A 20,338-nucleotide genomic window follows, 5' to 3' on the forward strand; every position below is an offset into this window, starting at 1 on the left:
TACAACGGAGCCTCATCCTGAGGAGACCGCGAAGCGGTCGTCTCGAAGGACGAGGCGCTTGCTCGGGCCCTCCCGCTCTGGTCCCTACAGCTGCAACGACGGCGCGACCTCACGCGCGACGTTGACCAGCGCCGCAATCAGCGGCGTCATGGGATCACGCTGCGGGATCACCATGCCGATGCTGTAATTGACATCGGGATCGGTGATCGGGATCGAGCGAACCGTGTCCGACAGGCCAAGCGTCTCGGCAAGCTTGGCCGGCATCACGCTCGCCCAACGTCCCGTCTTCACGTGCGTGAACAGCACCAGCAGCGAGTTCGAGGTCAAGGTCGGCGTCGCCTCCGCGCCGACCGAGCGCAGCGCGCGATCGATGATGCGGCGGTTCTGCATGTCGGGCGTGAGCAGGCACAGCGGCACCTCGCCGACCTCCTTCCACGTCACCGTCTCGCGATCGCCGAACATGCCGTCCGGCGCGGTCAGCAGGCGATAGCTCTCGTTGTAGAGCGGAATGGTGCGCACCTTCCCGATCGGCTCGTTCTCGATATAGGTCAGCCCTGCATCGACCTCGAGATTTTCGAGCAGCCCCAGCACCTCCGATGATGTCGTTGACCGGATGCTGAAACGCACCTCGGGATGCTTGGCGCGGAATGGCGTCGTCAGCTGGGCGACCATGCCGAGCACGGTCGGGATCGCGGCAATGCGGATCTCGCCGGAGAGCTGATGCTTCAGCCCGTTGATCTCGTCACGCATGGCCCGGGCATCGCCCACGATCCGCCGCGCCCAGTCCAGCGCCCGCTCGCCCTCGGGGGTAAAGCCCTGGAACCGGGACCCGCGCTGGACCAGCATCACGCCGAGGATCTCCTCGAGCTGTTTCAGACCGGTCGACATGGTCGGCTGGGTCACGCCGCAAGCCTCTGCCGCGCGACCAAAATGCCGCTCCTTTGCCAGCGCCAGCAGCAATTCAAGCTTGTCGAGCAACCGGTCGTCCCCTCGGATTCTATCGTGGCATACAAGCTAGCACGGCAGGTCGTTACCAACACGGAAAAACCGGCAAGCGAAACGCGGCTAATTGCATTTCTGTATCGGTCGATTGCATTCCCAAATCGATCTGAATTCGCAATCGCAGCATGAGACAGCTTTATTGATCTTCGAACGATTCCAAATAGTTTGCGCTGTAGGGACGCTCAATCTGAGAACGAAGAATGACAGCGGTTTACGAGCCTTGTTACGAGCCTTGGAACGAGACGCGCGGCGCCGAAATCATCGCCGAACATGCGAAGCAAGAGGGCGCGACGCTCGTCATCCTCCACGCGCTTCAGGAGGCCTTCGGCTACGTCCCCGAGCCGGTGATTCCGATGGTGGCGCAGGCGCTGAATCTGTCGCGCGCCGAGGTGCATGGCGTCTTCACGTTCTATCATGATTTCAGGCACAAGCCGGCCGGCCGCCATGTGCTGAAGCTGTGCCGCGCGGAGGCCTGCCAGGCCGCTGGCGGCGATGCGCTTGCTGCGCGCGCGGAAGCAAAACTGGGCGTGTCGCTCGGCAACACGACGGCCGATGATCGCGTCACGCTGGAGCCGATCTACTGCCTCGGCCTGTGCGCGACCGCGCCGTCCGCGATGCTCGACGGCCGCCTGATTGGCCGGCTCGACGAGAAGCGCCTCGATGCACTGGTTGCGGAGGCACAGCGATGAGCATGCGTCTATTCGTCTCACGCGATGCGGGTGCGGTGGCCGTCGGCGCCGACGAGGTTGCGCTGGCTCTGGAAGCGGCTGCGGCCAAGCGCGGCGTGACGGTCGAGATTATCAGGACCGGCTCGCGCGGCCTATATTGGCTGGAGCCGCTGGTCGAGGTCGCGACGCCGCAGGGCCGGATCGCCTTCGGCCCCGTGACCGAGACCGATGTCCCCTCCCTGCTCGACGCGCTCGCCAGCAACACGCCGCATCTGTTGCGGCTGGGCGCGACCGACGAGCTTCCCTGGCTGAAGCGCCAGACCCGTCTCACCTTCGCCCGCTGCGGCGTGATTGATCCGCGCTCACTCGACGACTACCGCGCCCATGGCGGCTACAAGGGTTTTGAGCGCGCACTCTCGCTCGGACCTGATGCGATCCTGAACGAAGTCACGGCGTCCGGCCTGCGCGGCCGCGGCGGCGCTGGCTTCCCGACTGGCATCAAGTGGAAGACGGTCGCGCAAGCCAGCGCGAACCGCAAATTCATCGTCTGTAACGCCGACGAAGGCGACAGCGGCACCTTTGCCGACCGCATGATCATGGAAGGCGATCCCTTCCTGGTGATCGAGGGCATGACGACATCAGGCATCACTGTCGGGGCCACCAAGGGCTACATCTACATCCGCAGCGAATACCCGCATGCGGTCGAGGCGATGAACGCTGCCATCGTGGCGGCCAGGCGCGGCGGCTATCTCGGCGACAAGATCGGCGGCTCCAATTACAGCTTCGATATGGAAGTGCGCGTCGGCGCCGGCGCTTATGTCTGCGGCGAAGAGACCTCGCTGCTGGAGAGCCTCGAAGGCCGCCGCGGCCTGGTGCGTGCCAAACCGCCGCTGCCGGCGCATCACGGCCTGTTCGGCAAGCCGACCGTGATCAACAACGTGCTGTCGTTCGCCGCCATCCCCTTCATCCTCGCAGAGGGCGCCAAGGCCTACGCGGATTTCGGCATGGGCCGCTCACGCGGCACGATGCCGATCCAGCTCGCCGGCAACATCCGCCATGGCGGGCTGTTCGAAACCGCGTTCGGCGTGACGCTCGGTGAGCTCGTCGACGACATCGGCGGCGGCACGTTCACGGGGCGCCCCGTCCGCGCGGTGCAGGTCGGAGGTCCGCTCGGCGCCTACTTCCCCCGCGCGCTGTTCGACACGCCGTTCGACTATGAGGCGTTCGCCGCCCGCGACGGCCTGATCGGCCATGGCGGCATCGTCGTGTTCGACGACAGCGTCGACATGCGCAAGCAGGCCCGTTTTGCGATGGCGTTCTGCGCCATCGAATCCTGCGGCAAGTGCACGCCCTGCCGGATCGGCTCGACCCGCGGCGTCGAGACCATCGAGAAAATCATCAACGGCGAACGCGTGAGCGAAAACCTCGCACTCGTCGAAGACCTCTGCAACACCATGAAATTCGGCTCGCTCTGCGCACTCGGCGGCTTCACGCCCTACCCGGTGCTCAGCGCGTTGAAGCACTTCCGGGAAGATTTCGCACCCGTACCGACCACGCTTCAAGCCGCGGAATAGGAGAACAACGATGTCTCTGATCGAAGAAATCGACTTCGGCACACCGCGCTCGAAATCGGAAACGATGGTGACGCTGACCATCGACGGCAATGAGGTCACGGTGCCCGAGGGCACCTCGATCATGCGGGCCGCGATGGACGCCGGCCACCAGATCCCAAAGCTCTGCGCGACCGACATGGTCGACGCGTTCGGCTCCTGCCGGCTCTGCGTCGTCGAGATCGAGGGTCGCGCCGGCACGCCGGCCTCCTGCACCACGCCGGCGATGAACGGCCTCGTCGTTCACACCCAGAGCGAAAAGCTGAAGAAGCTCCGCAAGGGCGTGATGGAGCTCTACATCTCCGACCATCCGCTCGACTGCCTCACTTGCGGCGCCAATGGCGATTGCGAATTGCAGGACATGGCGGGTGCCGTGGGCCTGCGCGACGTCCGCTACGGCTACGAGGGCGAGAACCACGTCTTTGCGAAATCCCATGGCGAGATCAACGCCGCCTGGATGCCGAAGGACGAGTCCAACCCGTATTTCACCTACGATCCCTCCAAGTGCATCGTCTGCTCGCGCTGCGTCCGCGCCTGCGAGGAAGTGCAAGGCACTTTTGCGCTGACGATCTCCGGCCGCGGTTTTGACAGCCGCGTCTCGCCGGGCATGAGCGAGAGTTTCCTCGGCTCCGAATGCGTCTCCTGCGGCGCCTGCGTGCAGGCCTGCCCGACTGCGACGCTGACGGAGAAATCGGTCATCGAGATCGGCCAGCCCGAGCACTCGGTCGTCACCACCTGCGCCTATTGCGGTGTCGGCTGCACGTTCAAGGCTGAGATGCGCGGCGAGGAAGTCGTGCGCATGGTGCCCTACAAGGACGGCAAGGCCAATCGCGGCCATTCCTGCGTCAAGGGCCGCTTCGCCTGGGGCTACACCAACCACAAGGAGCGCATCCTCAATCCGATGATCCGCGAGCGGATCGAGGATCCCTGGAAGGAAGTCTCCTGGGACGAAGCGTTCAGCTTCGCTGCGGCGAAGATGCGCGGCATCCAGAAGAAATACGGCCGCGACGCCATCGGCGGCATCACCTCGTCCCGCTGCACCAACGAAGAAACCTATCTGGTGCAGAAGCTGATCCGCGCCGGCTTCGGCAACAACAATGTCGACACCTGCGCCCGCGTCTGCCACTCGCCGACCGGCTATGGCCTGTCGGTCACCTTCGGCACCTCGGCCGGCACGCAGGATTTCGACTCGGTGGAGGACACCGACGTCGCCATGATCATCGGCGCCAATCCGGCCTCGGCTCATCCCGTCTTCGCCTCGCGCCTGAAGAAGCGGCTGCGCCAGGGCGCAAAACTGATCGTGATCGATCCGCGCCGCACCGAGATGGTGGAATCGCCGCATGTGAAGGCGCTGCATCTGCCGCTGATGCCCGGCACCAACGTTGCGGTCGTGACGGCGCTGGCGCATGTCATCGTCACCGAGGGCCTCGCCAACGAAGCCTTCATCCGCGAGCGCTGCGACTGGAGCGAGTTCGAGGAATGGGCCGCCTTCGTCGCCCAGCCCAAGCATAGCCCGGAAGCCACCGCGATTCTCACCGGCGTCGATCCGACGGTCCTGCGCGAAGCGGCCCGCATCTACGCCACCGGCGGCAATGGCGCGATCTATTACGGACTTGGCGTCACCGAGCACAGTCAGGGCTCGACCACGGTGATCGCGATCGCCAACCTCGCGATGGTCACCGGCAATATCGGCCGTCCCGGCGTCGGCGTGAACCCGCTGCGCGGCCAGAACAACGTGCAAGGCGCGTGCGACATGGGCTCGTTCCCGCACGAGCTGCCCGGCTATCGCCATATCTCGGGCGAGGCCGTGCGCGACCAGTTCGAGGCGCTCTGGAACGTCAAGCTCAACCCGGAGCCGGGCCTGCGCATTCCCAACATGTTCGATGCCGCGATCGAAGGCACCTTCATGGGCATCTACGTCCAGGGCGAGGACATTCTCCAGTCCGATCCCAACACCAAGCATGTGGTGGCGGCGCTGTCGGCGATGGAATGCGTCATCGTTCACGACCTCTTCCTGAACGAGACCGCCAACTACGCCCACGTCTTCCTGCCCGGCTCGAGCTTCCTCGAGAAGGACGGCACCTTCACCAACGCCGAACGCCGCATCCAGCGCATCCGCAAGGTGATGACGCCGAAGAACGGCATGGCCGACTGGGAGGTCACCATCGGCCTTGCCAAGGCGATGGGCTTCGAGATGAACTACAGCCATCCGTCCGAGATCATGGACGAGATCGCGGCGCTGACGCCGACCTTCACGGGCGTCTCCTACGCCAAGCTCGACGAGCTCGGCTCGGTGCAGTGGCCCTGCAACGAGAAGGCGCCGGAGGGCACGCCGGTGATGCATATCGACGGCTTCGTCCGCGGCAAGGGCAAGTTCATCGTCACCGAATATGTCGCGACCGACGAGCGCACCGGTCCCCGTTTCCCGCTGCTGCTCACCACCGGCCGCATCCTCAGCCAGTACAATGTCGGCGCGCAGACGAGGCGCACCGAGAATGTGGTCTGGCATGCCGAGGACCGGTTGGAGATCCACCCGCACGACGCCGAGCTGCGCGGCGTGCGCGACGGCGACTGGGTACGGCTGAAGAGCCGCGCCGGCGAGACCACGCTGCGCGCGGAGATCACCGACCGCGTGTCGCCGGGCGTCGTCTACACCACCTTCCATCATCCGGACACACAGGCCAACGTGATCACGACCGAGTATTCGGACTGGGCCACCAATTGCCCCGAATACAAGGTCACGGCGGTGCAGATCTCGCCGTCGAACGGCCCGTCCGACTGGCAGAAGTCCTATGACGAGCAGGCGCGGCACTCCCGCCGCATCGCGCCGGCCGAGGCTGCGGAGTAACGGCATGCACGTGCCGGTCCAGGCCATCGACCGCGAGATCTGGCGTGACGGCGTCGCGTCCGAAGGGGCGCGGCTGATCCCGGAGGAGACGCCGCTGGCGCTGACTTATAATGGCGGCACCTATGCCGTCATGATGGGGACGCCGCAGAACCTCGAAGATTTTGCCGTCGGTTTCAGCCTGGACGAAGGCATCATCAAGTCGGTCGATGACATCAAGTCGCTCGAAATCGTCCGCCTCGACGACGGCATCGAGCTGCAGATGTGGCTGGCCTCGGAAGATGGCGCGCGCATCAGCGAACGCCGCCGCCATATCGCAGGTCCAACCGGCTGCGGCATCTGCGGCATCGACTCGATTGCGGAGGCAATTCGGCCCGCAGCCGTGGTGCCGCAAGGGACCAGCTTCACGCCGCAACACATCATGGCGGCGATGCAGGCGATCGCGCCCCTGCAATCGATCAACATGCAGACCCGCGCGGTCCACGCCGCAGCCTTCTGGTCGCCGTCGAATGGCATCGTGGCCTTGCGCGAAGACGTCGGCCGCCATAACGCGCTCGACAAGCTCGCAGGCTCGCTGGCGCGCAGCCGGACCGACGCAAGCGTCGGCATGGTGCTGCTGACCAGCCGCGTGTCGGTCGAGATGGTACAAAAGACGGCTGCCATCGGCGCGCCTGTGCTGGTCGCGGTCTCCGCGCCTACCGCGCTCGCGGTTCGCACTGCGGAGGCCGCCGGCATCACGCTGATCGCGATTGCCCGCAGCGACGGGTTTGAAGTGTTCACGCACCAGGGCCGCGTCACGGCCCTTCGTGCTCAGGAGATTGTCGATGTCGTCGCCTGCTGACCGCCTCGTCTACATGGCCAACCAGATCGGCACGTTCTTCCGCAGCCAGGGCCACGACAAGGCCGTGCCGGGGATCGCCGACCATATCAAGAAGTTCTGGGATCCCCGGATGAAGCGGGCGATCTTCGCGCATCTCGACGCGGGCGGCGCGGGTCTGGAGCCGAACGTGATCGAGGCCCTCACCTCGCTGAAGCAGAGCCTTCCAGCTGCGTCCTGAAGATACGCCGCACCTCGCCCTGCGTCTCCTTCACACGCGCCTCCAGCGACGAGAAATCAGGCGCATCACCTGCGCGTGCCATCACGCGCTGGAGGTCGGTGCCGGCGGTATCAGGCTTGAAGCCGTCGCTGACGCACAGCCGCAGGATCTGCGTCAAATCGTGATAGAGCCGCGCAGCGGCACGCAGGATCTCGGCCTCCGACTGCGCGAGCACGCCGAGCCTGGCTGCATTGTCGAGCACCTGGAGCGTACTGACGTCGAGAATGTCAGGCTTGTGATGGGCATGCACGAGCTGGAGATATTGCGCGATGAAGTCGATGTCGATCATGCCGCCGGCGGCATATTTGAGATCCCAATGGTCGCTCTCGCCCTTCTCCTGCGCGATCGCGCGCCGCATGTCGGCGACGTCATTGGCGATGATCGTGCCATCGCGGCGGCGGGTCAGGACATCGCGGATGACGCGCTCGATCTGCTCGCGGAATTCAGGCGATGCCGACACCACGCGTGCGCGCGTCAGCGCCATGTGCTCCCAGGTCCAGGCCTCGTTGGCCTGATAATCGGCGAAGGACGCAAGGCTCGACGCGACCGGGCCGGCGCGCCCTGACGGGCGCAGCCGCATGTCGATCTCGTAGAGCACGCCGTAATTGGTGCGCGTCGTGAAGGCGCTGATCAGGCGCTGGGTGAAGCGGGCGAAATAATGCGCGCCCTGGAGCGATTTCGCTCCGTCCGAGTCCGGAGTCTCACCGTCGAAATCGTAGAGCAGGATCAAATCGAGATCGGAAGAGGCCGTCATCTCGCGGCTGCCGAGCCGGCCCATCGCGATGATGGCGGTCTCCTGCCCCTTGATCCGGCCATGCTGGGCGGCAAAGCGGTCGGCGACGAGGCCATGCACAGTGTGGACGGTGCCTTCGGCAACGTCGGCAAAGGCGGTGCTCGCCTGTTGCGCCGAGACGGTGCCCGACAGGATGCGCGTGCCGATCAGGAACAGGCTCTCTTGCCCGAACAGGCGCAAGCGATCGAGGAATTCTTCATATGAAGCGGCATCCTGCACCGTGGCCGCAAGCCGTGCCGACAACTGCTGCTTGTCCGGCATCGCGCCGAAGAAGCGCGGGTCGATCAGGCCGTCCATCAGCTGCGGCTTGCGCGCCAGCATCTCGCCAAGCCGGGGCGCTGCCCCCAGCACCAGCGCCACCAGCGCGACGAGGTCGCGGTTCTGGCCGAGCAGCGTGATCAGCCGGCCGCCACGCTGGAGCGCCCCGAGGAAATGATCGAACGACACGACGGCGCGGTCCGGCGCCTCGGCATGCGCCAGGCCGTCGATCAGGGCCGGCACGAATTCGATGAAGGCGCTTCGCGTCGCCTCATTGCGGAACACCCGATAGTCGCCGGTGATCCAGTCGCGCAAGGTCTGCCCGACCGCGGCGGGCTTCTTGAAGCCGAGCGTCGTCAGATGCTGGAGCAGGCGCGGATCGTCGGGACCCGCACCGTAGTCGAGCGCCGGCAGCTTTGCCGTGCCGGTCGGGTCGCCCTCGAACAGTTTTTCGTAGTGGCCCTGGACGATTTCGAGCTGCCGCAGCAGGTCGCGCGCAAAGGCTTCGCGATCGGGATAGCCGAAGAAGCGGGCAAAGCGCTCGACCGCCTCCTTGTCGTCGGGCAGCGCATGGGTCTGCTCGTCCGCGACCATCTGGAGGCGGTGCTCGACCCGGCGGAGGAATTCGTACGCCCTGGTCAGCTCGTCGCGCGCTGTGAAGGTGATCCAGTTGCTGTTCGCGAGCACATTGAGCGCGGCGAGCGTCGGCCGCACCCGCAATTCGCGATGGCGGCCGCCGGCGATCAGCTGCTGGGTCTGCGCGAAAAACTCGATCTCGCGGATTCCGCCACGGCCGACCTTGACGTTGTGGCCTTCGACCGCGACCTCGCTCTGGCCGCGATAGGTCTGCATCTGCCGCTTCATGTCGTGGACGTCGGCGAGCGCTGCGAAGTCGAGATGCTTGCGCCAGACGAACGGCGCGATCTCGGCCAGCAGCGCCTCGCCCGCCCTCGCATCGCCGGCACAGGCGCGCGCCTTGATCATCGCGGCGCGCTCCCATGTGCGCCCTTCCCGCTCGTAGTAATGCAGCGCGGCGTCACGGGAGATCGCAACTTGCGTCGAGGACGGATCGGGACGCAGACGCAGATCGACGCGGAAGACGTAACCGTCATAAGTGCGCTGCTGGAGGATGCGCGCCATCCCCTGCGTGACACGGACGAAGAACGGCTGCGGCTCGAGGTCGGGCGCCAGCGTCGTGTTATCAGGGTCGAAGAACACGATGAGATCGATGTCGCTGGAATAGTTCAGCTCGCCCGCCCCCATCTTGCCCATGGCGAGCACGATCAGGCCGCAGCCTTCCTCGGGGGCTTCAGGGTTGGGCGGCAGGATCTTTCCACGTGCGGCTTCCTGCCGCAGCAGGAACTGGAGCGCCGCCTGCACCGAGGACACCGCGACGTCGGTCAGCGCCGCCGTCACCCGCATCACCGGCCAGACCCCGCCGATGTCGCACAGCGCGATCAGAAGTGCGGCCTCCGCCTTCATGCGGCGAAGCAGCCGCATCACCTCGGCCTCGTCGCCTGCCGCGAGCACCGCGTCCCTCGCCTCGGCGATCAGTGCGGCGAGATGCAGATCCGGATCGCATTCGAGCAGCCGGATCAGGCGCAGCGCATCAGCGCGCACCAGATCGAACAGATAGGGCGAGAATTCGGCAATGCCGGCCAGGATATTTCGGGCGAAGGGATGAACCAGCAACGCTCCAAGATGGCTCGATTGTGCCGGCTCGAGCTCGGCCAGCCAATCGTCAAAACGTCGTTCGTCGGTTGTGGAAGCGGCAATATGGGGAGCCTCCGCGAAGCGCGCGGCCAGGCTCTCACCATGCTTGTCCGCGTTTCCCGGCGCGGAGTGGTTCATGCCACCTTCTGTGGCACATCCGCTATTGGAGGAGCAACCCTGTCGCCTGCGCGCGCCGGCAGCACCAGCGTGGCGACGAGACCCGGATGGGCATCACTCAGCCGCAATTCGCCGCCATGAAGCGTCGCAACCGCGGAGGCGAGGCTGAGGCCGAGGCCTGAGCCCGGCAGCGTGCGGCTGGCTTCAAGCCGCACGAATCGCTCGACGGCATGCTTGCGGTCAGCCTCGGGGATGCCGGGGCCGCGATCGGTGACGCTGAGCAGCACCTGGTCGCCCTCGCGTCTCGCTTCGATCGTGATCTGCCTGGAGTCCATGCTGACCACGGTTCCACCTGTCAGCGCGACCGGCTTGCCGTATTTGATGGCGTTCTCGACCAGATTGGCGAGCGCCTGGCTGATCAATTCGCGGTTGGCATGAACCGGTGTCGGGTCGGCCTTCACCTTGAGCGTCATGCCGTCGTCCTCGGCCAGCGGCTCGTAGAGCTCGTGGATGCCGCCCGCGACATCGGCCGCGTCGAAATCGTCCATGTTGCCGCGTGCCTGCCCGGACTCGGCGCGCGCGATCATCAGCAGCGCGTTGAAGGTGCGGATCAGGCCGTCGGATTCCTCGATGGTCCGCTCCAGCGCGGCACGGTAATCGGCCTCGCTGCCCGATTTCGCCAGCGCCTCCTCGGCGCGGTTGCGCAGGCGCGTCAGCGGCGTCTTGAGGTCGTGGGCGATGTTGTCGGAGACTTCCTTCAGCCCCGCCATCAGCGCCTCGATCCGCTCCAGCATGGCGTTGAGGTTTTCCGCAAGACGATCGAGCTCGTCGCCGCTGCGCCCCACCGGCAGGCGTCCGCTGAGATCCCCGGTCATGATGCGCTGCGCGGTGCCGGTCATGGCATCGATGCGCCTCAACACCCTGCGTGCGACGAAGATGCCGCCGCCGAGGCCGAGCACCACGACGATCAGGACCGACCATTGCGCCGCCTTCGCCACGATGCCGAACAGGCGCCGCCGCTCGTCGAGATCGCGGCCGATCAGCAGACGAAAACCGTTCTCCAATTCGGTGACGCGCACCAGCGCGCGGTGATCGCGCTCGTTCGCATCCTCGATCCGCCTGTAGGCCGTCTCCGTCCAGCCGCGCGTTGCCATCACGCCGGGCGCCAGCGAACCGACATTGCCGGCAACCGCCTGCCCGGTCGGCGTGGTCACGAGGTAGAGGTTGGCGCCCGGCCGCAGCGCACGATATTCGATCGCGCGCACGAGGCCGAACAAGCCGCGGCGCCCGTAGATCTCGTTGATCTCCGAGGTCTCGGAATTGACCGTCTGCGTGATCTCTTCGGTGATCAGCCGCCGCGTATTCCAGGCGAAATAGCCGAGCAGCGACGCCGCGAAGATCGCAAACAAAAACAGGTAGACCAGCGTCAGCCGGAATGCCGTGGTGCGGATGAGTTTACCGAATGCCGTCACGGATCATATACCCGGCGCCGCGGATCGTGTGCAGCAGCGGCCGCTCGAAACCCTTGTCGATCTTGGAGCGCAGCCGCGAAATGTGCACGTCGATCACGTTGGTTTGCGGATCGAAATGATAGTCCCAGACATTCTCCAGCAGCATGGTGCGCGTCACCACCTGGCCGGCATGCTTCATCAAATATTCGAGCAGGCGGAATTCGCGCGGCTGGAGCGTCAGCTCGTCCTTGCCGCGGGCAACGCGATGGGACAGACGGTCGAGCTCGAGATCGCCGACACGGTAGAGCGTGTCCTCGGCGGGACCGCCGCGGCGACGCGACAGCACCTCGACCCGGGCCAGCAGCTCGGCGAAGGAATAGGGCTTTGGCAGATAGTCGTCGCCGCCGGCGCGCAGACCCTTGATGCGGTCGTCGACCTGGCCGAGCGCGGAGAGAATCAGCACCGGCGTGGTGTCGTCCTTGGCGCGCAGCGCGCCGATCAGCGACAGGCCGTCGCGCTTGGGCAGCATGCGGTCGACCACCAGCACGTCGTACTCGCCGTTCTCGGCCATGGCGAGGCCCTCCTCGCCGTCGGCGGCGTGGTCGGCAATATGTCCGACCTCGCGAAACGCCTTCACGAGGTAGTCGGCGGATTCGCGGTCGTCTTCAATGATGAGGAGGCGCATCGTGCGTTCGGCGGCGGTCAAGGGGGTCAACCTTCTCTGAACATGGCGCGAGCGGCAATCGCATGCAAGCCAGGCAAACGGGACTTGGGCGAAAACCTGGGTAGGCAAAAGGGCGGGCGGTGAAGCTGGGGGGACCTCACCGCCCTAGGCCTTCCGACGGAGGGGGGCGTAATTCCACCGGAAGGTAGACTGGGGAAGCGAAATTTACGCTGCTCCCCCGAAGGGCGTCGTCGGCGGGGGCGACTAATGCCGGCGACACCCCTCATTCGTAGGCCTCCTGAGGCTTACCCCTTGGCGAGGGGGATCGCGACGAAGCGCGACTGGCCGCCGCTCTTCACGCGCATCAGGACGCTGTTCTTGTTGTCGGTCCGCGCCGCTGTGATGGCGTCGCGGACGTCGCCGGCGGTGGCCACGGTCTTGCCGCCGACTTCGAGGATTACGTCGCCTTCCTTGAAACCGCGTTCGGCCGCAGCGCTCTTCGGATCGACTTCGGTGACCACGACGCCTTCCTTGCCGGCGCCGGCGACGGAGTCGGCGGGCGCAACGGTCATGCCGAGCTTCGGCACATCGGTGCCCTTGCTCGCACCCTTGCCGCTGTCCTTGTCGGTATCGGCCTTGGCCTCGACCGTGTTCGGCAGCTGGCCGAGCGTCATGTTCACAACCTTGTCCTGGCCCTTGTGCAGCACGTTGAGCTTCACGGTCGCGCCGGGCGGCATGCCGCCGATGGTGCGGGCAAGCTCACGCGCGTCCTTGACGGCTTCGCCGTTGACCGACGTGATGACGTCGCCGGACTCGATGCCGGCCTTGGCAGCCGGACCGTTTGCCTGCGGCTCCGCCACCAGCGCGCCCTCGGCCTTCTTCATGCCGAGGCTGTCGGCGATATCGGACGTGACAGGCTGGATCTGAACGCCGATCCAGCCGCGGCTGACCGAGCCCTTGTCCTTGAGCTGGGCGACCACGCTCTTCACGGTGCTCGCGGGAATCGAGAACGCGATGCCAACGCTGCCACCGGAGGGCGAGTAGATCGCGGTGTTGACGCCCATCACCTCACCGTTGGTGTCGAAAGCGGGACCGCCGGAATTGCCCTTGTTCACGGGCGCGTCGATCTGGATGAAATCGTCATAGGGGCCGTTGCCGATGTCGCGGCCGCTGGCCGAGACGATGCCCGCGGTCACGGTGCCGCCGAGGCCGAAGGGATTGCCGACCGCCAGCACCCAGTCGCCGATCCGCGGCTTGGCGTCGGCAAGCTTGGCGAACGGGAAATTCGAGCCACCCTCGACCTTGATCAAGGCAAGGTCGGTGCGCTGGTCGGTGCCGATCACCTTGGCGCTGTAGGTCTTGCCGTCGTCGGTCGTGACTTCGACCTTTTCGGCGCCGTCGACCACGTGGTTGTTGGTCACGGCAAAGCCGTCAGCCGAGATGAAGAAGCCGGAGCCCTGGCCTTGCACGACGCGGCCGCGACCACCACCACCCTTCAGACCCGGCATGCCATCCGGCCCGCCGAAGCGGCGGAAGAAGCGCTCCATCGGCGAGCCCGGCTGGAACGGCGACTGCGCGTCGTCGCCATCATCGTTGCTCGCGGCCTTTTCCTTGATGTTGACCTTGACCGAGATCACCGACGGTTTCACGCGCTCGACGATGTCGGCAAAGCCGATCGGACGCTCGACCTTGCGGACCTCGTTGTTGACCTGCGCATGCGCCGGGCTGGAGAACAAATCGGCAGGCGAGGTCGACGGGCTGAAGCCGTGGACGGCGACCCCGAGACCGGCGAGGACCGACGCCATCAGCGCGATCCGGCGGGCCGAGAACACCGACCGGCGCGGCTGCCGGTAGGACGGAAGGTTCGAGAGGTCGATACGGTCGCTCATGCAGGGATCTCCGGGGCCTTGAATTCATTTGGTGCCGGATGCCAGCACCTTGCGGACCTGAACATGGGGGCTCGCGCCTTACCGTGCGCTGGCGGCGGGGTTAAACTTTTGTAATGAAGGACGAAGCCGATGCGGCGGTTTAACGCACGACGAAAGTCGTGATCTGGCAGGAGCTTAGTCAAGTTCCAGTGATCGGCCCGGGAACGCGTTTTCGCGGGCTTAGCTGGCCCGGACGCTGACGATGAACTCGTCGACTTCGCGCTTCAGGGTCTCGGCCTGTTGCGACAGGTCGACGGCGGAATCCCGTGCTTCGGCCGCCATGCGCCCGGTCTCGGCCGAGGTCGAGGTGATCTGGACGATATGATTGGACACATCCAGCGTTCCGTGTGCGGCGTCCTGCGCGCTCCGGGTGATGTCCTGCGTGGCGTTGCGCTGCTGGGCGGTATCGACCTCGATGCCGGACATGATCGACGAGATCTCCGACAGCGTCTTCGAGATGCCGTCGATCGCGCTGCGCGTCTCCGCGGTGATGCCCTGGATGCTGGCGACGTGCGACGTGATCTCCTCGGTCGCCTTGCTGGTCTGGTGCGCGAGGCTCTTCACTTCGGAAGCGACCACCGCAAAGCCCTTGCCGGCGTCTCCTGCCCTGGCCGCCTCGATGGTGGCGTTGAGTGCGAGCAGATTGGTCTGCGAGGCGATCGCCTGCACCAGCTGCACGACCTCGCCGATCTTGTCGGCGGCATCAGACAGCGTGTGGATGGTGTCGCGGCTCTTCTCGGCCTGCGCAGCTGCGCCCTCGGCGCGCTGGGTCGCGTCGGTGACGCGGCGGCTGATCGTGCCGATCGAATTCGTCATCTCCTCGGCGGAGCCCGCCACCGTCTGCACGCTGGTGCTGGCCTGGCTCGCGGCGCTCGCGACCGCATTGGCCTTGGTGCTGGTGTCGTTGGCGGTCTGCGACAGCGACTCTGCGTTGCTCTTCAGGTGCGCCGACGACGACGCCACGCTGTCGACCACACTGGCGACAAGTTCGTTGAAGCGCTTGATCCGCCCGTCCAGGAATTTCGACCGCTCGGCCTGATGTTGGGCCTCATGCAGCTGTTGCTCGGTCAGGCGCCGCCGCTCGATGCCGTTGGTCTTGAACACTTCCAACGCACCGGCGAGCAGGCCGATCTCGTTGGTGCCGCCGAGGCCCGGAACTGATGTCTCGAACTTCTGGTCGGCGACCTCGCGCATCGCATGGACGATCGCCGCCAGGGGACTGAGGATGCCGTTGCGCACCGCGAACCAGGTGGTGAGGCAGATCGCGACGGCGACCACCGCGATCACGCCGCAGGCCATCAGGAAATATGAGAACGCCGTCTGCGCCTGCTGGTAGATCAGCATCGCATGATCGCGCGCGGGGCCGCTCAGCGCGGCGAAGTCCGACGACAGGCTGGTGATCTCGTTGTTGAGATAGAGCACCGCGACGAAGCCGGTGCCGCCGCCGATGCCCAGCAGGAACAATAATGCAGCGACGACGGCGCCGACCAGGAAGCGGATCGTCAGATTGCTGTTCGTGAACATCGTTGAGGGCTCAAAGTCTGGAATCGAAACTCGCGACAAGCTTCCAGACAAAGATCAACAGAGCATGAAATACGCTGTGGCAGGCAGCCTACGTATCATTACTTAGGTCAGGACGATTTCGCTTCGTCCGACATCAGAGCCGCGAGCCGCGCTTCCTCTTCAGGCGTGAGCGGCGGAGCCGGTAAGTCTGCACCGCTTCGGGCGCGACGCCGGAATTGCAGCCACAGCGCCAGACCGCCGCCGATCAGCAGCAGCGGTGCGAGCAGCCACAACGCCATGGTCTGCCGCTCGAAGCGCGGCTTGAGCAGCACGAACTCGCCATAGCGCGCGACCAGGAAATCCAGCACCTGCGAATTGCTGTCGCCGGCCGCGATGCGCTCGCGCACCAAAAGGCGCAGGTCGCGCGCCAGCGGCGCATCGGAATCGTCGATCGACTGGTTCTGGCAGACCATGCAGCGCAGCTCACGCGACAGACCGCGCGCGCGCGACTCCTTCACGGGATCAGACATGATCTCGTCGGGCTGCACGGCGTGCGCCGCAGGCAGAGCCAGCAGCATCAGCGCGACAATCGTGGCCATCATCCGCCGCATTGGGTCATTCCGCCGGCTGGAGGCGCTGCTTGGCCCGCGCCGGCTTTGGCGCGCCGACGCGCAGGCGCCGATCGGACAGCGACAGCATGCCGCCAAAGGCCATCAGCACCGGTCCCCACCAGATCATGAGCACCAGCGGCTTGTGATAGATGCGCACCGCGATGGCGCCCTCGGCAGTGGCATCGCCGAGAGAGACGTAGAGCTGGCTCGCACCGCGGCTCAGCAACGCGGCCTCGGTGGTCGAGGAGCCGCGCGTGGTAAAGCTGCGCTTGGACGGCGTCATGACGCTGATCGCCTCGCCATCGCGGCTGACATTGAACTCGGCGATCATCTCGCGGAAGTTCGGGCCCTGACGCGAAAACAGGCCGTCGAGCTTGAGGTCGTAGCCGGCGACGTGGGCGACGTCGTTCTGCTTCATGGTCGCGATGTATTCGCTGTTCCAGGTGGTCTCGCAGACAATGCCGATCAGCGCGACGCCGAGACCGGCATGCGCAAACGCCGTGCCCCAGGCCGAGCGCGGCAGGCCGCGCGCCCGGTGCAGCACTGTCGCGAATGGCAACCGCACGAGGCCGGTCCGCTCGACGATGTCGGTCACCGCGCCGGCGATAACGAAGATGCCGAGCCCGATCGCGAGCGGCGCCAGCGTGCTGCCGCCACTCACCCAGCCCCAGACGATGGCGACGGCGACGAGGCCTGCAACACCCGCCGCGAGCAGGCGCTGGGTGACGCCGAGCAGATCGCCGCGCTTCCACGCCATCATTGGCCCGAACGGCACCGCGAGCAGCAAGAGGGCAAACAGCGGGGCGAAGGTGAGATTGTAGAAGGGCGCACCGACCGAAATCTTGAGGTCGAGCGCTTCCATCGCCAGCGGATAGAGCGTGCCGAACAGCACGACCGCGCAGGCCACGCTGAGCAGCAAATTGTTCAAGACCAGCGCGCCCTCACGCGAGATCGGCGCGAACAGGCCGCCCTGCTTCAACGAGGTCGCGCGGCCCGCGAACAGCGACAGGCTGCCGCCGATGAACAGGCAGAGGATCAGGAGAATGAACACGCCGCGGGTCGGGTCGGTGGCGAAGGCATGCACCGAAGTGATGACGCCCGAGCGCACCAGGAAGGTCCCGAGCAGCGACAGCGAGAAGGTCAGGATCGACAAGAGAATCGTCCAGACCTTCAGCGCATTGCGCTTCTCCATCACCAGCGCCGAATGCAGCAGCGCCGTGCCGGCAAGCCACGGCATCAGCGAGGCGTTCTCGACCGGGTCCCAGAACCACCAGCCGCCCCAGCCGAGTTCGTAATAGGCCCAGTAGGAGCCCATGGCGATGCCGAGGGTGAGGAAGATCCAGGCGACCAGCGTCCACGGCCGCACCCAGCGCGCCCAGGCCGCATCGATCCGCCCCTCCAATAGCGCCGCGATGGCGAAGGAAAACGAGATCGAGAAGCCGACATAGCCGAGATAGAGCATCGGCGGATGCACGGCGAGGCCGATGTCCTGCAGCACCGGATTGAGGTCGCGTCCCTCGATCGGCGGATTGGCGATGCGCAGGAACGGATTCGAGGTCATCAGGATGAAGAGATAGAAGGCACTGGCGATCCAGGCCTGCACGGCCAGCACATGCGCACGCAGCGACAGCGGCAGATTGTTGCCGAAGGCCGCGACCAGACCGCCGAACAGCGCCAGGATCGAGACCCACAAGAGCATCGATCCCTCATGGTTTCCCCACACGCCGGTGATCTTGTAGATCAGCGGCTTCATGGAGTGGGAATTCTCGTAGACGTTGGCGACGGAGAAATCCGAGTTCACGTGCAACGTCACCAGCGCGATGAACGACGCACCGACGAACAGCAGCTGCGCCAGCGCGGTGGAGCGCGCCACGTTCATCAGCGCGGCATCGTTCAGGCGCGCACCGATCAGCGGCACGATGGACTGGATCAGTGCCAGCGCGAGTGCCAGCACCAGCGCATAATGTCCGGCTTCCGCAATCATCGCACCGCTCCCTGCGAGTTGCCCTGCGCGGTCGTTGCCGAAGGCTTGAGGCCATCGGAAGCTTTGGCACCGTAATCGTCTTTCCAATGCCCCTGCTTCTTCAGGGCATCGGCGACATCCTTCGGCATGTAGGTTTCGTCGTGCTTGGCGAGCACAGTGTCGGCCTTGAACACGCCGTTGACATCGAGCGCGCCTTCGGCGACGACGCCCTGCCCTTCACGGAACAGATCGGGCAGAATGCCCTTGAAGGCGACCGGAAGCTTTGCGCCGCCGTCGGCGACCTCGAAGGTCACTGCAAGGTTGTCACCGCGCTGGAGCGAGCCGGGCTGCACCAGTCCGCCGAGGCGAAACCGTTTTCCCGGCGCGACGTGCTTCTCGGCGACCATGGTCGGGGTCGAGAAGAACACGATGGAGTCGCGCAGGGCGTTGAGCACCAGCGCGGCCGCAAGCGCGAGCACGGCGAGCGAGCCGCCGATGATGGTCATACGTCGCTGCTTGCGCGTCATGGCGTATCCGTTCCCTGCTCGTCTCGCCCTGAACTCATCATCCGTCGAGCCCGAGCGTCTTGAGGCCTTCGTTGAGCTGCTTCAGCCGCGCGGCATCGTTGGCAACGGCCTGGCGGGCATCGCTCGATGCGCCGACCGCCTTGTCGCGATCGCCCATCACGAGATAGGCGCGCACCAGGCGCAGCCAACCCTCGACGTCGTCGCCGTTCTGCTTGAGGCGCGTGGCGAGACGCTCGACCATGCCGCGGACCATCGCGTTGCGATCGCCCGCGTTCATGTCCTTGGAGGCTGCGATGGTCTCGTCCGAGAGCGCCGGCATGGTCGCGCCGCCACCGCCGACGCGCGCCAGCGAGGTTTGCACCAGGGGACGCCACGGCGCATCCGCCGGCGCTTTTGCCAGCAGCGCGCGCCAGATGTTGGCGGCATCGTCCTTGCGGCCGTCCTGCTCGGCGGCAAGGCCGAGGAAGTAGTTCGCCTTGGGATCGTCGGCGTTGAGCGCCTGTGCGCGCTCGAACTCGGTCTTGGCTTCGGCGGTCACCACGCCGTTTGCAGCGGCCGCGATGGCTTCGCCGAGATCGGCCCGGCGCTCCGCGCTCTCGCCGTTATAGGTGATCGAACTGCGATAGGCCCGCACCGCATCGTCGAAACGGCCAAGCCGTTCCAGCACGGGCGCGAGCACGTTCCAGCCGCGTCCGTCGGTCGGATTCTTTTCGAGATGTTGCTCGACCTGTACGACGAGGTTTTCGAGCGATTGCGCCATGCCGGAGCCGGACCCGCGCTCCCGCTGCGCCAGGGGAAAGTCGCGCAGCAGAGGCGAGCCGAGCGGCATGTAGACGCCGATCGCCACAAGTGGCAGGCCGACGAGCGCCAGCACGGCTGCCGCGCGACGCCATCTGAGGCTCGATTTCGGCTCCGACACAGGCTCGCTGGCGGCGGCAGCGAGCAGCCTGCGGCTGATCTCGACACGCGCGGCCTCGGCCTCGGGAGCGGCGATCAATCCTGCGGCGAGATCACGCTCGATCTCGGCCAGCTGGTCCTTGTAGACCGCAACCTCGCTGCCCTGATTTTCCGCGCGCGCACCGCGGCCGAGCGGCCAGAGCACGGCGAAAATCGCCGCGACCGTCATCAGCGCGAACACGAACCATAGCGTCATCTGGCAAGCTTCCGGCAGCGCGCGAACCGCGCCCACAGGTGGCTTTACACCACGGCCGGACGATGCGGCAATTGACAATTGTCAATTCGGCGCGAGCGCACACAGTCCCGAAACGGTGGAAATCCAACGGCTTAGCCGATCTCGAAGTCCGCGCTCCGGGCGGCATCCTCGCCGTGCCCGTCGAAGGCCTTGAGGAAGTATGTTCCCGGCTCGATTGCGGTGGGCAATCTGATGCGCACCGCCCCGACGGGAACGGGCGATGCAACCCTGGTGACGGTCTCGGGCAGCTGCCGACCGCTTGCCTTTTCGACCAACACCATCTTCGCGCCGACCATCAGCCTTTGATATTTGGCAACGATGACGCGGTTTTCAATTTCGATGGAGCTGATAACGGGTTTCATGCGCCCACAGATAGAAATTCCAAAATTTGCACCG

Annotated in this window: 16 protein-coding genes; 5 read left to right on the top strand and 11 right to left on the bottom strand. The window is 65.6% G+C overall.

Annotated elements, in window-relative coordinates; all coding sequences use genetic code 11:
• Positions 1–84 precede the first annotated feature (84 nt).
• Positions 85–978, bottom strand: a complete 894-nt coding sequence (locus BMW89_RS06885; RefSeq protein WP_092024006.1) for a LysR family transcriptional regulator — start codon at positions 976–978, stop codon at positions 85–87.
• Positions 979–1,202: 224 nt separating this feature from the next.
• Here BMW89_RS06885 and BMW89_RS06890 point away from each other — a divergent pair, with 224 nt between their 5' ends.
• The 5 genes from BMW89_RS06890 to BMW89_RS06910 are packed head-to-tail and all read left to right on the top strand — an operon-like array spanning position 1,203 to position 7,183.
• Positions 1,203–1,691, top strand: coding sequence for a formate dehydrogenase subunit gamma (locus BMW89_RS06890; protein WP_092024008.1), 489 nt, complete (start codon positions 1,203–1,205; stop codon positions 1,689–1,691).
• On the top strand, positions 1,688–3,244 hold the full coding sequence (locus BMW89_RS06895; RefSeq protein WP_092024010.1) for a formate dehydrogenase beta subunit: 1,557 nt from the start codon (positions 1,688–1,690) through the stop codon (positions 3,242–3,244). Before BMW89_RS06890 ends, BMW89_RS06895 begins: the two co-directional genes overlap by 4 nt.
• Before the next feature lie 10 nt (positions 3,245–3,254).
• Positions 3,255–6,128, top strand: coding sequence for a formate dehydrogenase subunit alpha (fdhF, locus tag BMW89_RS06900; protein WP_092024012.1), 2,874 nt, complete (start codon positions 3,255–3,257; stop codon positions 6,126–6,128).
• A gap of 4 nt (positions 6,129–6,132) precedes the next feature.
• Positions 6,133–6,966 carry a formate dehydrogenase accessory sulfurtransferase FdhD gene (fdhD, locus tag BMW89_RS06905; RefSeq protein WP_092024014.1) on the top strand — a complete coding sequence of 278 codons (834 nt, stop codon included), beginning with the start codon at positions 6,133–6,135 and terminating at the stop codon, positions 6,964–6,966.
• Positions 6,950–7,183 (top strand): formate dehydrogenase subunit delta, encoded by a 234-nt coding sequence (locus BMW89_RS06910; RefSeq protein ID WP_177195882.1) that lies wholly within the window; start codon positions 6,950–6,952, stop codon positions 7,181–7,183. The genes fdhD and BMW89_RS06910 overlap by 17 nt, the downstream gene beginning before the upstream one ends.
• On the opposite strand, the gene BMW89_RS06915 is transcribed toward BMW89_RS06910, so the two are convergent.
• The 10 genes from BMW89_RS06915 to BMW89_RS06960 all read right to left on the bottom strand — a co-directional run bounded on the left by BMW89_RS06915 (position 7,146) and on the right by BMW89_RS06960 (position 20,304).
• A complete protein-coding gene (locus BMW89_RS06915; RefSeq protein ID WP_092024018.1) occupies positions 7,146–10,124 on the bottom strand; it encodes a bifunctional [glutamine synthetase] adenylyltransferase/[glutamine synthetase]-adenylyl-L-tyrosine phosphorylase in 2,979 nt (992 codons plus the stop codon). The genes BMW89_RS06910 and BMW89_RS06915 overlap by 38 nt on opposite strands.
• On the bottom strand, positions 10,121–11,575 hold the full coding sequence (locus tag BMW89_RS06920) for a sensor histidine kinase (protein WP_092024020.1): 1,455 nt from the start codon (positions 11,573–11,575) through the stop codon (positions 10,121–10,123). The genes BMW89_RS06915 and BMW89_RS06920 overlap by 4 nt, the downstream gene beginning before the upstream one ends.
• A complete protein-coding gene (locus BMW89_RS06925) occupies positions 11,559–12,239 on the bottom strand; it encodes a response regulator transcription factor (RefSeq protein ID WP_092024687.1) in 681 nt (226 codons plus the stop codon). The genes BMW89_RS06920 and BMW89_RS06925 overlap by 17 nt, the downstream gene beginning before the upstream one ends.
• Before the next feature lie 284 nt (positions 12,240–12,523).
• Complete coding sequence (locus tag BMW89_RS06930) at positions 12,524–14,107, bottom strand: Do family serine endopeptidase (protein WP_092024022.1); 1,584 nt, start codon at positions 14,105–14,107, stop codon at positions 12,524–12,526.
• A 219-nt stretch (positions 14,108–14,326) separates the two neighbouring features.
• Entirely contained in the window at positions 14,327–15,670 is a 1,344-nt protein-coding gene (locus BMW89_RS06935; RefSeq protein WP_092024024.1) for a methyl-accepting chemotaxis protein, read from the bottom strand.
• A 107-nt stretch (positions 15,671–15,777) separates the two neighbouring features.
• Entirely contained in the window at positions 15,778–16,260 is a 483-nt protein-coding gene (locus tag BMW89_RS06940) for a cytochrome c-type biogenesis protein (RefSeq protein ID WP_092024026.1), read from the bottom strand.
• A 4-nt stretch (positions 16,261–16,264) separates the two neighbouring features.
• Entirely contained in the window at positions 16,265–18,244 is a 1,980-nt protein-coding gene (locus BMW89_RS06945; protein ID WP_092024028.1) for a heme lyase CcmF/NrfE family subunit, read from the bottom strand.
• A complete protein-coding gene (gene ccmE / locus BMW89_RS06950) occupies positions 18,241–18,750 on the bottom strand; it encodes a cytochrome c maturation protein CcmE (RefSeq protein WP_092024030.1) in 510 nt (169 codons plus the stop codon). Before ccmE ends, BMW89_RS06945 begins: the two co-directional genes overlap by 4 nt.
• 37 nt (positions 18,751–18,787) lie before the next feature.
• The gene (gene ccmI / locus BMW89_RS06955; protein WP_092024689.1) at positions 18,788–19,903 is read right to left on the bottom strand and encodes a c-type cytochrome biogenesis protein CcmI; all 1,116 of its coding nucleotides are present in this window, start codon (positions 19,901–19,903) and stop codon (positions 18,788–18,790) included.
• A gap of 131 nt (positions 19,904–20,034) precedes the next feature.
• Positions 20,035–20,304 (bottom strand): hypothetical protein, encoded by a 270-nt coding sequence (locus BMW89_RS06960; protein ID WP_092024032.1) that lies wholly within the window; start codon positions 20,302–20,304, stop codon positions 20,035–20,037.
• Positions 20,305–20,338 lie beyond the last annotated feature (34 nt).

This window comes from Bradyrhizobium sp. OK095, from assembly GCF_900109945.1.
GTDB lineage: Bacteria > Pseudomonadota > Alphaproteobacteria > Rhizobiales > Xanthobacteraceae > Bradyrhizobium.

Coding starts and splice junctions, on each gene's coding strand:
- BMW89_RS06945 (WP_092024028.1), bottom strand. CDS start 18,244: ATGATTGCGGAAGCCGGACATTATGCGCTGGTGCTGGCACTCGCGCTG.
- fdhF (WP_092024012.1), top strand. CDS start 3,255: ATGTCTCTGATCGAAGAAATCGACTTCGGCACACCGCGCTCGAAATCG.
- BMW89_RS06925 (WP_092024687.1), bottom strand. CDS start 12,239: ATGCGCCTCCTCATCATTGAAGACGACCGCGAATCCGCCGACTACCTC.
- BMW89_RS06915 (WP_092024018.1), bottom strand. CDS start 10,124: ATGAACCACTCCGCGCCGGGAAACGCGGACAAGCATGGTGAGAGCCTG.
- BMW89_RS06940 (WP_092024026.1), bottom strand. CDS start 16,260: ATGCGGCGGATGATGGCCACGATTGTCGCGCTGATGCTGCTGGCTCTG.
- fdhD (WP_092024014.1), top strand. CDS start 6,133: ATGCACGTGCCGGTCCAGGCCATCGACCGCGAGATCTGGCGTGACGGC.
- BMW89_RS06930 (WP_092024022.1), bottom strand. CDS start 14,107: ATGAGCGACCGTATCGACCTCTCGAACCTTCCGTCCTACCGGCAGCCG.
- BMW89_RS06895 (WP_092024010.1), top strand. CDS start 1,688: ATGAGCATGCGTCTATTCGTCTCACGCGATGCGGGTGCGGTGGCCGTC.
- BMW89_RS06960 (WP_092024032.1), bottom strand. CDS start 20,304: ATGAAACCCGTTATCAGCTCCATCGAAATTGAAAACCGCGTCATCGTT.
- ccmE (WP_092024030.1), bottom strand. CDS start 18,750: ATGACGCGCAAGCAGCGACGTATGACCATCATCGGCGGCTCGCTCGCC.
- BMW89_RS06890 (WP_092024008.1), top strand. CDS start 1,203: ATGACAGCGGTTTACGAGCCTTGTTACGAGCCTTGGAACGAGACGCGC.
- ccmI (WP_092024689.1), bottom strand. CDS start 19,903: ATGACGCTATGGTTCGTGTTCGCGCTGATGACGGTCGCGGCGATTTTC.
- BMW89_RS06910 (WP_177195882.1), top strand. CDS start 6,950: ATGTCGTCGCCTGCTGACCGCCTCGTCTACATGGCCAACCAGATCGGC.
- BMW89_RS06935 (WP_092024024.1), bottom strand. CDS start 15,670: ATGTTCACGAACAGCAATCTGACGATCCGCTTCCTGGTCGGCGCCGTC.